We start from the raw sequence: 13,368 nt of genomic DNA on the forward strand, positions 1-13,368 counted from the left end.
GTTCACCACAGGTGGATGGCCAGGTGGCCGAGCGGCAGCCCCAGCTCCCACGCCGGTGTCCACACCTGGGCGGCTTCGTCGACGGCCGGTTCCGGAACGTTCGCAGGGTGCCACGGCTCGAGATTCCCCAGGTCGGTGGCGAGCAGTTCGGTGTTCCGCAGCCGGTGCCAGGCCTCAGAGGCGAGTGCCAGGTCGGGGTCCTCGCCGCCGTGCCGCATCCGCTCCGCCCGAGCGGCGAGTTGTCGTTGCACCCACTGCGGCCAGGGATGCCCGTACGACGTCACCGTCAGCCAGTGGTCGATGCGGGCGGCCGTGCGGATGCCGGCAGGGGGGTCCGTCCCGTCGCACAGATGGATGGTGAGCGCGAGTGTCTGCCGGCCGGCCCGGAATTCGAGCGAGCCACTGTCCACCAGGGCGCTGTTGCGCAGCATCTCGTCGGCCGTGTACTCGGCGCAGAGCCACGCCATGGGGACCGCGAGCCCGCCTCCACTGGTGCCGTTCGTACTCTCGGGCTGCACTCTCCTCCACCCTCTTCCGTACGCCTGCGTTCGCGTCTCGACCACGAGCCTCCACCGACAAACACGGCCGGCGGCACGTCTTTGCTCAACTGGCGCGTGACGTTTCGCATACGGCCGCCCGGCGGCCGTGACCCGTGGGGGAGGCGCTCATCACCGGTGCGCCGGGGGCGGAGGTGGCGGTGCGCCTGCTGTAGCCCGGCAGGCAGCCGGCGAGGGCGCGCAGTGCGTAGTGCGAGCGGGACTTGACGGTGCCCGGCGGAATGCCGAGGGCCTGGGCGGCCTCGTTCACGCTCAGACCGTGGAAGTAGATCTGGACGAGGACGGCGCGATGCTCGGGACTCAGTGACCCGACCGCCGCGCGCACGTCGAGCGCGGCGACCGCGCTCTCCGTGAGGTCCGCGGGGTCGGGTGTGGTGGCGAGCACGCCGTCGCCGATCTCCGTGGGGCGGGCCAGGCGCGAGCGCCGGGCGTCGATCGCGAGCCGGCGACCCACGGTGAAGAGCCAGGGGCGCATGGACTCGTAGGGCGCGTCGAAGGCCTCCGGGTGCTGCCAGGCCCGTAGCAGCGTCTCCTGCACCAGGTCCTCGGCGCGCTGCTGGTCCCCGTAGGTCAGCCCGAGCAGAAAGCTCAGCAGTGCGGGCCCGTGCTCGCGCTGCAGATCCGCCAAGGTCCGCTCGTCGGTGGTCGTGGTTGCCGTCGCCATTGCCCACACCCTTCTCCGCAGAGGTCTGCTGCCACGTGGCGTATACGAACGCATCCCGGCGCGGGGCGACAGACGGCGTACCGCTGTCGTCGACGAACGGTCGCACCGAGCGGCGAGTGGTGCGGTGAACGGTCAACCGACCCGGCCGGCCCGTTCGGAACGCACAGGTCCGTTGCGGTGACCGCACCGGCCCGGTCGCTTGACTCGGCGGAGCCCGCACCTATGGATTCGATAGACATGCCGCTCATCACACAAATGGGAGGTGCGTCGACGATGACGCACACGCGACGCGCGCCACGGACCACCGTGGCTGTCTGTGCTGTGCTGCTCGCAGGAGCGGCGGGCTGCGCCGGTCTGCAGGAACCGGGCCACCGCGCCGCACTCGGGAAGGACTCCTCCGGCATCGCGCCCCCCGCCGCCGGCGCCGCAGCTGCCCGGCGCGGCTTCACACTCGTGGCCAGCGGGGACGTGCTCCCGCACGGCGCGGTCATCAATCAGGCCGCCGAGGCCGGGCGCGGCCACGGCTACGACTTCCGCCCCATGCTCGCCGCCGTCGGCCCCGTCGTCTCCAGCGCGGACATCGCCATCTGCCACATGGAGACCGTCTACGGCGCGAACGGCGAATACACCGGCTACCCCCTCTTCAAGTCGCCGCCCGAGATCGCCGAAGCGCTCGCCTCGATCGGTTACGACTCCTGCTCCACCGCCTCCAACCACTCCCTCGACGACGGAACCGCGGGGGTGTGGCGCACCTTGGACGCCCTGGACCGCGCCGGCGTCAAGCACGCCGGTTCTGCACGCACCCCCGAGGAGGCCGGCCACCCCGCCTGGCTCACCGCCAACGGCGCCCGGGTGGCCCAACTCGCCTACACCTACGGCATCAACGGATACCGGCTGCCCGCGGACCCGCCCTGGAGCGTCGACCTCATCGACGAGCGGCAGATCATCGACGACGCCCGCGCCGCAAGGCGCGCCGGCGCCGATGTGGTCGTCGTCAGCCTCCACTGGGGCACCGAGTGGCAGACCGCCCCCGACCAGCGGCAGCTGGACCTCGGCCGGTCGCTCACCGCCTCCACCACGGGCGGACGCCCCGACATCGATCTGATCCTCGGCACCCACGCCCATGTCCCGCAGGCATACGAGAAGGTCAACGGCACCTGGATCGTCTACGGCATGGGCGACCAGATCGCCGGCGCCATGATCAACCACCTCGGCGAACCGGACCCGCGCGGCAACGAGAGCTCCATCGCCCGCTTCACCTTCGCCCCGCCCGACACGAGCAACGGCCGCTGGAAGGTCACGAAGGCCGAGTACATCCCGCAGTGGATGGACACGGTCGCGGGCCGCGTCGTCACCCTGGTGGACGCGATCCGCCGCGAGGGCCCGCGCGACGACTACGTCACCGCCCGCGCGGCGATCAGCGACGCCGTCCTCAGCCGCGGGGCAGCAGCGGACGGCCTCACCATGGGGCGCTGACAGCGCCGGCCGGGAACACGGGACGACGGTCACCGGCCGGGATTGCGGGACGGCGGCCGCCGCCCGGGACCAAGGGATGACAGTCCGCTCGAGCAGCGCGTTCTGCCGCCGCTCGCTTGTGCCGGCGCCCGCAGGGACGAGTCGGAGCCGTTCACGCCGACGACGATCACCTTCGAGCCGTCCCTGCTCCGTTCGAACCGATGCGGCGATTGCTCCGTCACACGAAAAGGCTGTCGGCTCCTCGCTGCCTGCCCGCCGGGAGCCCCGCCCCGCGACGAGCCGCGCCGCCGCCCGCTCCGGCACTGCTCCCATCGGGTGGTCTCGTCCCGGTAACCGGTGTTGATCAGACGGCCGCGGCAGCGGTCGTGCGAGCAGTTGGTCATGAAAGAGGATCAGCTGCTTCCCGGCCGCCGTTCGGTGTTCCGCATCGCCGCCTGCCTCGGTGCCGCCGCCTTCGGAGGCATGCTCGTCGGCGAACGGGCCGAGACCCCGGGACGCGCCCCCGCCGGCCCCGCGCCGGCCGCGGGCCCGCAGGCAGCCGCCCGTCCGCCGCAGGCCGCGTCCTACCGGCTGCGGCCCATGACGGCGTACGCACCGCCCGCGCGGCGACGGGCCACACCGCCGGTGCGCAAGCAGCCCTTCCTCGAGGTCCCCGCCCGGGGCCGCACCATGGTCCTCACCTTCGACGACGGTCCCGACCCCCGCTACACGCCGGACATCCTCGGCGTTCTGCGCACGCACGACGTGCGGGCCATGTTCTTCGTCTGCGGCGAGATGGCCACCTCCCACCGCGATCTGCTGCGGGAGATGGCCGGGGACGGACATGTGGTGGGCAACCACACCTGGTCCCACCCGCTGATCCCCAAACTGTCGCCGTCCGGGATCAACGACCAGTTGGGCCGCACCAGCGAGGTGATCGACGAGGCGGTGGGCGAGCCGCCACTGTGGTACCGCGCCCCCTACGGTGCCTGGAACCGCCGCTCCTTCGAGATCGGCGCCAAGCTGGGCATGGAGCCGCTCGGATGGACCGTCGACACACTTGACTGGACGACCCCCGGCACCGACACCATCGTCCGGCGGGTGCTCAAAGGCGCGGCACCGGGAGTGGTCGTCCTGTCGCACGACGCGGGCGGCAACCGGTCGCAGAGCGTCGCGGCGCTGCGAAGATATCTGCCGAAGCTGCTCGACAAGGGGTACCGGATCACCGTTCCCCGCCGCTGACCCTCGCTCAGACCACCTTGACCATCCGGGCGAAGAGCACCACGTTGCCGTCGTAGCCGCCCGCCTTGGTGTAGCCCCCGCCGCATGTGATCACGCGCAGCTCGGGCCGGCCGGTGTCGGCGTACACCCGTACGCCGGGGAAGTCGTTCTTGGCGAAGACCTCGACCCCGTACACCTCGAAGACGGCGACACGGCCGTCGAAGCGTGGCACGTCGATCAGATGGCCCGTCTTGACGGAACCGAGGCCGTAGAAGACGGCGGGGCCGGCCTGGTTGTCCACGTGCCCGACGATGACGGCGGTGCCGCGCTGCCCCGGGGCCACCCCGTTCTGGTACCAGCCCGCGAGGTTGGGATCGTGCGGCGGCGGCGCCTCCACCCAGCCCTCCGGGTCCAGTCCAACGTTCACGATCGGGGCGTCGACCTTGATCGACGGGATGCGCACCCGTGCCGCCGGGGCGTACGGCAGAGGCTCCAGCGGTACGGGAAGGAACGTCTCGCCCACCCTCCCCTGGGACGCGGCGGCAGCCGGTTGCGGCGGCCCGAGGCCCACATCCACGCCGTTCCTCACCATGGCAAGCCCGGTGAGCATGACGAGAGCCAGTACCCCCCAGGGCGAGCGTCTCCGCGTCCGAGCGCCGTACCTGTCCTGGCCCATGGTTCTCCCTTCGCGCATTTGTGAGCACGCTATGCGCGGTGCGCACGTCCTGCGAGGGGGGAAGCGCGAACGGGTGGCAGGGGTGGTTGGTGCTGGCCCATCCGAGCATTTGGGCCGATAAAAGCTCTGACGGTCTGTGACCTGCGGCTCCGTCAGGAAAGAGCTGCTCGGTCGGCGTGTCGCCTCACCGGGGTGGACCAAGCCCGAAATGCGTCGAACGCGTCACCCAGTGATGGTTCGTCATGGAAGACGTACTCGTCGAATATCCCGGAGCGCCGCTTTGGGGCGTCTTCCTTCTGGAGGTTCAACGATGCGTGCCTCACGCGCTCTCGCAGCGACGGTGACCGCCTGCGCGGCCGTCGGACTATGCGCTCCCATGGCGGTCGCCGGCGGCAGCAGCGGCCCGCGGAACGTCCGAGTCAGCCCGTCCTCCGTATTTCAGGGCGGCATTTTGACCATCCACGTCGACGGATGCCGCCGCGGCGGCGTGGTCAGCTCCAACGCGTTCCCGGACGCGACGCTCTCCTTCAGCGGGGCCCGGGGCTTCTACGGACCCGGCGGTGTACGGGCCGGCAGTGATGGCAATGACCGCGGCAATGGTGGTGACCGGGACTCCGGTGGCAACGGTGCTGATGGCGGTGACCGCGGGGGCAATGGTGGTGACGGCGGGGTGAACGGTGGGGGCAACGGGGGGAACGATGGTGACCGCGGTGACAGCAACGGCGGGGGGAACGGCGACAACAACGGAGGGGGGAGTGGCGGCAACGGCGACAACACCGGTGGGGGCAACGGGGGCAATGGTGGTGACCGCGGTGACAGCAACGGTGGGGGGAACGGCGACAACAATGGTGGGGGCAACGGGGGGAACGGTGGTGACCGCGGTGACAGCAACGGTGGGGGGAACGGCGACAACAATGGTGGGGGCAACGGGGGCTTTGGTGGTGACCGCGGCGACAACAACGGTGGCGGCAACGGGGGCTTTGGCGGTGACCGCGGCGACAACAACGGTGGCGGCAACGGGGGCTTTGGCGGTGACCGCGGCGACAACAACGGTGGCGGCAACGGGGGCTTTGGCGGAGACCGCGGCGACAACCGGGGTGACAACGGCAACCGAGGCGGCAACGGCGACAACCGGGGTGACAACGGCAACCGAGGCGGCAACGGCGACAACCGGGGTGACAACGGCAACCGGGGCAACGACCGCGACCGCGGCCGCGGCGGCGACGGTCGCGACCGTGGGCTCGCCGGCTTCGGCGGGGACGGTGTTTTCAGGGGCTCCGACGAGTCGGTTGCCACGGCCCGCGTGCGGAACAACGCGACTCCCGGCAACTACAGCTTGACCGTCAGGTGCCACGACAGCTCGCAGACCGCCAGGGCTTCGTTCAGGGTGCTCCGGGGGCGCGGAGCGGAGGGTGGTCTCGGTGGCTCCATCGGTCCGACCAAGGCCGAGATGGCGATCGGCGCGGGTCTGGTCGCCACGGCGGCCGTCGGCGGCAGCCTGTTCATCGTGCGCCGTCGTCGCACGATCGGAGAGGAGGCCTGACCAGCCGGACCTCCCGACCGGTCGCGCACGCCCGTCGCCCCGAATCCTCGTCAGGACTCGGGGCGACGGGCGGCCGGTGCGGCATGCGAAGCGGGTGGCGCCGTGATTGGGCGGGGCAGCAGGGCCTGCGCGTCCATCAGTGCTGGCGGTTGGACGACCGCCTGCGGATGACAAGCACGGTCGCGGTGGCGGCTGCCACGACGAGAGCACTGCCGGCGGCGATCTCCGCCGCGTTCAGCTCCTTGAAGCTGCCGCCCACACCGCCGCGTACGCCCTGAGGCGGGGCGGTGGTGGTCGACCGGGCGGAGGGGGTGGAAGCCCCGCCGGCGATGGTGAGGTCGATGGTGCCGACCCGGCCGATGCAGTTGAACTGCACCGAGTACACGGCGCCCTGCCTGACGTCCCGGTCGATGGTGGCTGTGGCTGCGCCGTTGCGGGGGATGGTGACAGTGTCGAAGACACCAGAGGTGACAGTGGTGCTGCTGGGGCAGCCGCCCGCGGTCAGAGTGATGCGCCCGCCCGCGGCGACGGTCGAGGGCGTGACTTCGAAGTCGTACGGTGTGTTGTTCACGGCCGCGGCCGAGGGGGCCGTCAGTGCGAGTGCGGCCGCTCCGAGCAGAGCGGCGGATGCGGCACCTATCGCGCGCATGTTCGTCCTCCGGTCCCGAGGAGCAGTCGCGGAACGATTTCCGCAGGGGTCGGAAAGTGCACCTCGATCACCGAAACGCTAAAAGCGACGCCGGTCGCCCGCGATTGCTGTAGGGCAAACGGGTCATCTTTCCGATCCGGCCAGGTGAAGCTGTCGTCGGTGTGTTACATCAGGGGGCGGCGGCGGATCAGGTCGGGTGCTGCGTCGGCGATCCGCTGGCGCATCGAACGGCGCTGCAGGGCTGCCAGAGCCTCGCCGACGAGTTCGCTCAGCGGGTACGCGAGCTCCGCCTCGAAAGCGGTGGCGGCCGCAGCAGTCGCCTGCCACTCGGCGTCCAATGCGGGCAGCAGGGCCTCGGCCTTCGCGGTGAGTGACGCGATGCGCCTGCGTCCGTCGCTGCCGGGGCCGACGGTGACGAGGCCTTCCCTGACGAGCTGGGCGACCGTCTGGCTCGCCGCCGAGTGGGTGACGCCGGTCGCCGCCGCAAGGTCCTGGATGGAGCTCGGGCCGTCCGCTGCCAGGGTGCGCAGAAACGGTACGTAGCGGGGGCGCATTCCCTCGAGGCCGAGTCCGTCGTGGACAGCGGTGACGTCCGCCTCGAGGAGCGTGAGCAGGAGGCGCAGGCGGGTGCCGAGCAGCTCGGGGCCCGGGCCCGGGGTTGCAGGGCCGGGGTCGGGGCTCGTGGAAGGCATGCCCGTAATATAACAGCGCTGTTGCACTCGCTGGAGGGTAGGACACCGCCATGGCAGAGCTGTATCCGCCGATCGATCCGCACGAGCAGGGGATGCTCGATGTGGGCGACGGAAACCTCGTCCACTGGGAGGTCTGCGGCAACCCGGAGGGCAGGCCTGCGCTCGTCGTGCACGGCGGACCCGGTTCCGGCTGCAACCCACGTATGCGCCGGTACTTCGACCCGGACGCCTACCGGGTCGTGCTGTTCGACCAGCGTGGCTGTGGGCGGAGCACCCCGCACGCGGCCGACCCGGCCGCCGACATGAGCCTGAACACCACGGAACATCTGCTCGCCGACATGGAACGGCTGCGCGAGCACCTCGGCGTCGAGCGCTGGCTCCTCTACGGCGGCTCTTGGGGGTCCACGCTGCTGCTGGCCTATGCGGAGCGCCATCCGCGGCGGGTCTCGGAGATCGTCGTCAACGGCGTGACGACGACACGGCGACGGGAGATCGACTGGCTCTACCGGGGAGTGGGCCGCTTCTTCCCGGAGCAGTGGGACCGTTTCCGCGCCGGCGTGCCGGAGGCGGGGGGCGCCGGCGATCTTGTCGCCGCGTACGCACGCCGGATGGAAAGCCCCGACCGGGCGGTACGGGAGAACGCGGCCGACGCGTGGTGTCGCTGGGAGGACACCGTACTGTCCCTGGAGCCGAACGGCGGGCCGGACCCCTACAGCGGCAGGCCCTCGAACGAGCGGCTCGCTCTTGTGAGGATCGCCGCGCATTACTTCGCACACGGGGCATGGCTGGCGGAGGGGGCGCTGCTGCGCGACGCCGGGAGGTTGAATGGAATTGCCGGAGTGCTCTTCCACGGCCGTCTCGATCTCGGTTCACCGCTCGAGACCGCGTGGGAACTCGCCCGCAACTGGACCGACGCGGAACTGGTGGTCGTGGACGACTCCGGACACAAGGGCAGCGCCTCGATGCGCGAGCAGGTGCTCGGCGCTCTGGAACGGTTCCGGTACGCCGAGTGACTGGAGTGCTCGATGGGGCAGTTGAGATCCGGCCAATTCTCCGGCCGCTCCTCCCGGGGTGAATTCACCTGGTGGAAGCAGGATTTCGACCCTTCGCGGCCGCGACGCCGAAGTTTTTTTCCAACATGTTGAACGCCCGTCGCCCTCCCGTCCGTACCTAGGGCCATGAACGGCGCTCCCAGGCGCCGGAACCAGATGGATGAACTACGGGAGTGGACATGAACACCTGGCGGAACGCCTCGCTCGCGGTGACTGCGGCGGCCGTACTCGCGCTGACGACGGCGTGCGGTCAGGAGACGGGCACCGAAACCCCCAACGGCCAGGCGGTAGGCGCCGCCAACCCCGCTCAGCCCGGCAACGGCTATGGCTCGGACGCCGGTTACGGCTCCGACACGGGAGGCGAAGCAGCGGCCGCCAAGCCCGCGGGGCAGCTCGCGGTCTGGGAGAGCAAGGACCTGGGCAAGGTCGTCGCCGACAGCGAAGGACGCACGCTCTACCGCTTCGACAAGGACACCGCCAAGCCGCCGAAGTCGAATTGCGAAGGCGACTGCGCCAAGGCGTGGCCCATCGTGGCCGCGGGCGGAGCGAGCGCCGCCCCGGGAGTGGACGCGTCGCTGATCGGCGAGGTCACGAGGGCGGACGGCACCAAGCAGCTCACCATCGACGGCTGGCCGATGTACCGCTACGCCAAGGACACCAAGGCGGGCGACGTCAAGGGCCAGGGTGTCGGCGGGACTTGGTACGCGGCGGCCCCCGACGGCAAGAAGGCCGCCCCCGGCGCGGGCGGGGAGGCCGGCGAGGAGACGGGCGGCGACGAGGCAGCGGAGCCCGCCGATCTGGCCGGTCTGTCCGTGCGCAAGGACCCCAAGCTCGGTGAGATCGTGGTCGACAAGAACGGCATGACCGTCTACCGCTTCATGAAGGACTCCGCCTGGCCGATGAAGACAGCCTGCACTGGAGACTGCCTCAAGAAGTGGCCGGTCGTGGAGCCCGTCGACAAGAACGACACCGTCGGAATCCTCAAGAAGGGCTTCGTCACCTTCGACCGGCCCGACGGGATCGAGCAGCAGACGATCGACTGCTGGCCGATCTACACCTTCGCGGGCGACTCCAAGGCGGGTGACACCAACGGCCAGGGCGTCGGCGGCACCTGGTACGCCGTCTCGCCGGAGGGCAAGCCGGTCGGAGCGCCCAAGTAGTCCCCACGCTGCGCCTCCGGCAGGCGTCGGCCCGCCTCACGCCCCTGGGCGTGCAGGCGGGCCCGACGCATGTGCGGCGGGGGTGTGCCGGCAGGGTGTGACGCGGGCGGATGACGGCGGCTTGTGACGACCACGTGTGACCAAGAACGGATCGCGAATTTCCGTTTGGGGTCGCCCTCTTGGCGGGCGATCAGTAGCCTCGGCTCGAACACCGGCCATGGTCTTGGCCGGACTCCCCCGCGGCGACTAGTTGGAGACATCGATGGAGCGTCCGGCCTGGGCCCCGCAAGGCATCGACATATCGGTGCCGAGTGTGTCCCGCATTTACGACTTCTACCTGGGCGGCTCGCACAATTTCGAGGTCGACAGGGAGGCCGCGCGCAAGGCCATGGAGTTCCTGCCGGGGCTCCCCAAGATCATGCAGGCGAACCGTGCCTTCATGCGCCGTGCGGTCAATTTCGCAGTGGCGGAGGGCATCACTCAGTTCCTCGACATCGGCTCGGGCATTCCGACGTTCGGGAATGTCCACGAAGTCGCCCGCAAGGCCACTCCCGAGGCCCGGGTGCTCTACGTCGACCACGATCCCGTGGCGGTCGCCCACAGCCGCGCCGTACTCGAAGGCGACGAACGGTCGGGCGTCGTCGCCGCCGATCTGCGCAAGCCACGCCAGATACTCGAGAGCCCCGAGGCCGCGCTGCTCGACCTGGAGCAGCCGGTGGCGCTCCTCCTCGTCGCCGTACTGCACTTCCTCGAGGACAAGGACGACCCCGGGGCGGCGGTGGCCGAGCTGCGCGACGCGCTGGCCCCCGGCAGCCTGATCCTCCTCACCCACGCCTCCTTCGAGGGCATCCCGGTGCCGGCCGAACGGGCCGGCGGGGCGGTCGAGGTCTACCGCGACATCCGCAACCCGCTGGTGATGCGCTCGCGCGAGGAGATCGCGACGTTCTTCCAGGGGTTCACGGTGGTCGAACCGGGCCTGGTGCCCATGCCTCGCTGGCGGCCCGACGGGCCCGTCGACCAGGAGGACCCGTTTGCCTTCTCCGGCTTCGCCGGGGTGGGGCGAAAGGCGTGAAGCAATCGACACAGACGGCCGCGGCCACGGGCGACCAGGACGCCCTGGACGACCGGATCAGGCGGTTCGCGACGATCTGGAGCCGGGCCATCTTCCCGGCCACCGCCACGTCGATGACCCGCCCCGAGTTCGAACAGCATCTGCTGCCGCTGGCACGCGAGTTGAGCGAGGCACTGCACGCGCGGCCGTTCACCGCCCAGGCCGCCCACGGTGTGGGCGCCGCTCTGGTCCGCGCGCACTGCACCGACCCGGACGCGCTCAGCCGCACGCTCGGTGTGGTCGACGCCTATCTGGTGCTGTACTGCGGCGAATCGGGGCAGTCCACGGAGGAGCACCGGGCACGCTGCGCACGGCTGCAGCACGCGCTCGCATCGGGGTTCGCCCAGGCGCTGCGGGAGCGCACGCTGGCCGAGCAGGAGGCCATCGCCCGCTCGTCGCTGCTGGCACGCAGTGAGGCGATGCAGGCCATGCACGCCACCGAGGCCCGCTTCCGGGCGGTCTTCGAGGGCGCCGCGATCGGAATCGGGATCGCCGATCTCGAGGGCAATGTGCTCGAGGTCAACGACACGCTGACCCAGATGTTCGGCGGGCTCGAGAACCACGTCCGCGGCCGCAAGGTCACCGACTGGGCGCACCCAGAGGACCGGCCGCAGGTGTGGGAGCTCTACCGGGAGCTGGTGAACGGGGAGCGTGAGCACTACCGGGTCGAGAAGCCGTTCTACCGCAATGACGGCACCGTCCTGTGGACCAATCTGACCGTCTCCCTGCTGCGCGACGCCGACGGGCAACCGCAGTACCAGCTCGCGCTGTTCGAGGACACCACGGAGCGCCGGCTGCTCAATCTGCGGCTGCGGTACGAGGCCACGCACGACGCACTGACCGGCCTGCCCAACCGCACCCTGTTTTTCGAGCGTCTGGAGAAGGCCGTCGGCGCGGCGGACGGCGCCCGATTCGGGCTGTGCTATCTCGACCTCGACGGATTCAAGACCATCAACGACAGCCTCGGCCACGCCACCGGCGACCGGCTGCTGGTGGAGGTCGCGGACCGGCTGCAGAGCTGCGCCACCGCGCCGGGCGAGATGGTCGCCCGCCTCGGAGGCGACGAGTTCGTCGCGCTGACCACCGGACCCGACACCCAGCGCGAGGTCGACGAGCTCGCCGCCCGCATCCTCGGAGCCCTTGCCACCCCGATCTGCGTGGACGGCCGGGAGTTCACGGTGCGCGGCAGCATCGGCATCGTCGAGGGGCCGGCCGGCGAGCGCACCAGCGCCGAAGTGCTGCGCAGCGCCGACATCACCATGTACCGGGCCAAGTCGGCGGGCGGCAACCGGTACGAGCTGGCCGACCCGGAGGCCGACGCCCGCGCCATCACCCGGCACGGGCTGACCAACGCGTTGCCCGCCGCTCTGGAGCGCGGTGAGTTCTTCATCGAGTACCAGCCGCTGGTGCACCTCGGTGACGGCAGTGTGCACGGCGCCGAGGCGCTGGTGCGCTGGTGCCATCCGCAGCACGGGGTGCTCGGGCCCGACCGGTTCATACCGCTCGCGGAGCGCACCGGGCTGATCGTGCCGCTGGGCCGCTGGGTGCTCGAGGAGGCCGTACGCCAGGCCCGGTTCTGGAAGAAGCGGCACTCCGACGGCGGGCCGCTGCGGATCAACGTCAACCTCTCGCCCGCCCAGCTCCAGCATCCGGGGCTGGTGACCGACACCGTCGGCGTGCTCGAGCGGTCGGGCCTCGAGCCGGGCGCGCTGTGCCTGGAGGTCACGGAATCGGCGCTCATCGGCGCCGACGAGGATCTGCTCAAGCCGCTGCGGCAGCTCGCGGAGATGGGCGTGGACATCGCGCTCGACGACTTCGGCACCGGGTACTCCAATCTCGCCAATCTGCGGCGGCTGCCGGTGAGTGTGCTCAAGCTGGACCGTTCCTTCACCCAGGGCATGCAGCGCCATCCCGCCGATCCCGTCGACCTCAAGATCGTCGAGGGCATCGTCTCGCTGGCGCACAGTCTGGAACTCGCCGTCACGGTGGAGGGCGTGGAGACCGGCGCGCAGGCCGAGCAACTGCGTGAGATCGGCTGCGACACCGCCCAGGGCTGGTACTACGCCAGGCCCGGCGCTCCGGACCGGATCCACACGCTGGTCCTGGCCGACGCGGTCTGACGTCAGGGTGCCGCGCGCGTGGTCAGCAGCATCCGCTGCAGCTCGCGGGCGGCACGGGGCGGGGCGACGTCGCTGCGGTGCGCGAGGGCGATGGTGCGGCGCAGACCGGGGCGGGCGAGCGGGGTGACCCGCAGCCCGTCGCCGGCCCGGTCCGCGAGCATGCCGGGCACTACGGCGACGCCGAGCCCCGCCCGAACGAAGCCCGGCACGGCGTCCATCTCCCCGTCCTCCACCGTGAACGAGGGCTCGAAACCCTCGGCGCGGCAGGCCGCCACGGTCAGCTCCCGCAGGTCGTAGCCGTGCCGGAACATCACCAGCGGCCGGCCCGCGAGGTCGGCGATCCGCACCGGGCTGCGCGGGGGCTCGGATGCGGGGGAGGACACCACGGCGAGGTCCTCCTGGAGCAGTCCGACTGTGGTGAGCGCGGGCGCCGCCGCAGTCCGGGCAGGGGCGCGTACGTGCTGGGCA

12 protein-coding genes and 2 pseudogenes are annotated in these 13,368 nt (G+C 70.8%); 7 read left to right on the forward strand and 7 right to left on the reverse strand.

Annotation, left to right across the window (positions count from 1 at the left end; all coding sequences use genetic code 11):
• Positions 1-2: 2 nt before the first annotated feature.
• On the reverse strand, positions 3-518 hold the full coding sequence (locus ACZ4SA_RS27725) for a hypothetical protein (protein WP_468279726.1): 516 nt from the start codon (positions 516-518) through the stop codon (positions 3-5).
• A gap of 85 nt (positions 519-603) precedes the next feature.
• Complete coding sequence (locus ACZ4SA_RS27730) at positions 604-1,221, reverse strand: sigma-70 family RNA polymerase sigma factor (protein ID WP_468279728.1); 618 nt, start codon at positions 1,219-1,221, stop codon at positions 604-606.
• 273 nt (positions 1,222-1,494) lie between these two features.
• Here ACZ4SA_RS27730 and ACZ4SA_RS27735 point away from each other — a divergent pair, with 273 nt between their 5' ends.
• Positions 1,495-2,697, forward strand: coding sequence for a CapA family protein (locus ACZ4SA_RS27735; RefSeq protein ID WP_468279731.1), 1,203 nt, complete (start codon positions 1,495-1,497; stop codon positions 2,695-2,697).
• Positions 2,698-2,804: 107 nt separating this feature from the next.
• Here ACZ4SA_RS27735 and ACZ4SA_RS27740 read toward each other — a convergent pair.
• A pseudogene (locus ACZ4SA_RS27740) lies at positions 2,805-2,918 on the reverse strand (universal stress protein); the annotation flags it as partial.
• Positions 2,919-3,078: 160 nt separating this feature from the next.
• Here ACZ4SA_RS27740 and ACZ4SA_RS27745 point away from each other — a divergent pair.
• Positions 3,079-3,918 carry a polysaccharide deacetylase family protein gene (locus ACZ4SA_RS27745; protein WP_468279733.1) on the forward strand — a complete coding sequence of 280 codons (840 nt, stop codon included), beginning with the start codon at positions 3,079-3,081 and terminating at the stop codon, positions 3,916-3,918.
• A gap of 7 nt (positions 3,919-3,925) precedes the next feature.
• Here the strand turns inward: ACZ4SA_RS27745 and ACZ4SA_RS27750 are convergent, their stop codons facing one another.
• Positions 3,926-4,573 (reverse strand): class F sortase, encoded by a 648-nt coding sequence (locus ACZ4SA_RS27750; protein ID WP_468279736.1) that lies wholly within the window; start codon positions 4,571-4,573, stop codon positions 3,926-3,928.
• 451 nt (positions 4,574-5,024) lie between these two features.
• Here ACZ4SA_RS27750 and ACZ4SA_RS27755 point away from each other — a divergent pair, with 451 nt between their 5' ends.
• Positions 5,025-6,116 carry a hypothetical protein gene (locus ACZ4SA_RS27755; RefSeq protein WP_468279740.1) on the forward strand — a complete coding sequence of 364 codons (1,092 nt, stop codon included), beginning with the start codon at positions 5,025-5,027 and terminating at the stop codon, positions 6,114-6,116.
• A 136-nt stretch (positions 6,117-6,252) separates the two neighbouring features.
• Here ACZ4SA_RS27755 and ACZ4SA_RS27760 read toward each other — a convergent pair whose 3' ends face one another.
• Both ACZ4SA_RS27760 and ACZ4SA_RS27765 read right to left on the reverse strand, forming a co-directional pair.
• Entirely contained in the window at positions 6,253-6,765 is a 513-nt protein-coding gene (locus ACZ4SA_RS27760) for a hypothetical protein (protein WP_468279745.1), read from the reverse strand.
• A gap of 164 nt (positions 6,766-6,929) precedes the next feature.
• Positions 6,930-7,457, reverse strand: coding sequence for a MarR family winged helix-turn-helix transcriptional regulator (locus ACZ4SA_RS27765; protein WP_468279750.1), 528 nt, complete (start codon positions 7,455-7,457; stop codon positions 6,930-6,932).
• Positions 7,458-7,507: 50 nt separating this feature from the next.
• Here ACZ4SA_RS27765 and pip point away from each other — a divergent pair, with 50 nt between their 5' ends.
• From pip to ACZ4SA_RS27785, 4 genes are all read left to right on the forward strand, one after another.
• On the forward strand, positions 7,508-8,470 hold the full coding sequence (pip, locus tag ACZ4SA_RS27770; RefSeq protein ID WP_468279753.1) for a prolyl aminopeptidase: 963 nt from the start codon (positions 7,508-7,510) through the stop codon (positions 8,468-8,470).
• A 218-nt stretch (positions 8,471-8,688) separates the two neighbouring features.
• Positions 8,689-9,669, forward strand: coding sequence for an SCO0930 family lipoprotein (locus tag ACZ4SA_RS27775; RefSeq protein WP_468279756.1), 981 nt, complete (start codon positions 8,689-8,691; stop codon positions 9,667-9,669).
• A 262-nt stretch (positions 9,670-9,931) separates the two neighbouring features.
• Positions 9,932-10,741, forward strand: a complete 810-nt coding sequence (locus ACZ4SA_RS27780; RefSeq protein WP_468279758.1) for an SAM-dependent methyltransferase — start codon at positions 9,932-9,934, stop codon at positions 10,739-10,741.
• On the forward strand, positions 10,738-12,900 hold the full coding sequence (locus ACZ4SA_RS27785) for a putative bifunctional diguanylate cyclase/phosphodiesterase (protein ID WP_468279761.1): 2,163 nt from the start codon (positions 10,738-10,740) through the stop codon (positions 12,898-12,900). Before ACZ4SA_RS27780 ends, ACZ4SA_RS27785 begins: the two co-directional genes overlap by 4 nt.
• Before the next feature lie 2 nt (positions 12,901-12,902).
• Here ACZ4SA_RS27785 and ACZ4SA_RS27790 read toward each other — a convergent pair.
• A pseudogene (locus ACZ4SA_RS27790) lies at positions 12,903-13,337 on the reverse strand (LysR family transcriptional regulator substrate-binding protein); the annotation flags it as partial.
• Between the last annotated feature and the right edge of the window lie 31 nt (positions 13,338-13,368).

The sequence above is a fragment of the Streptomyces sp. NPDC027962 genome (genome assembly GCF_055566095.1).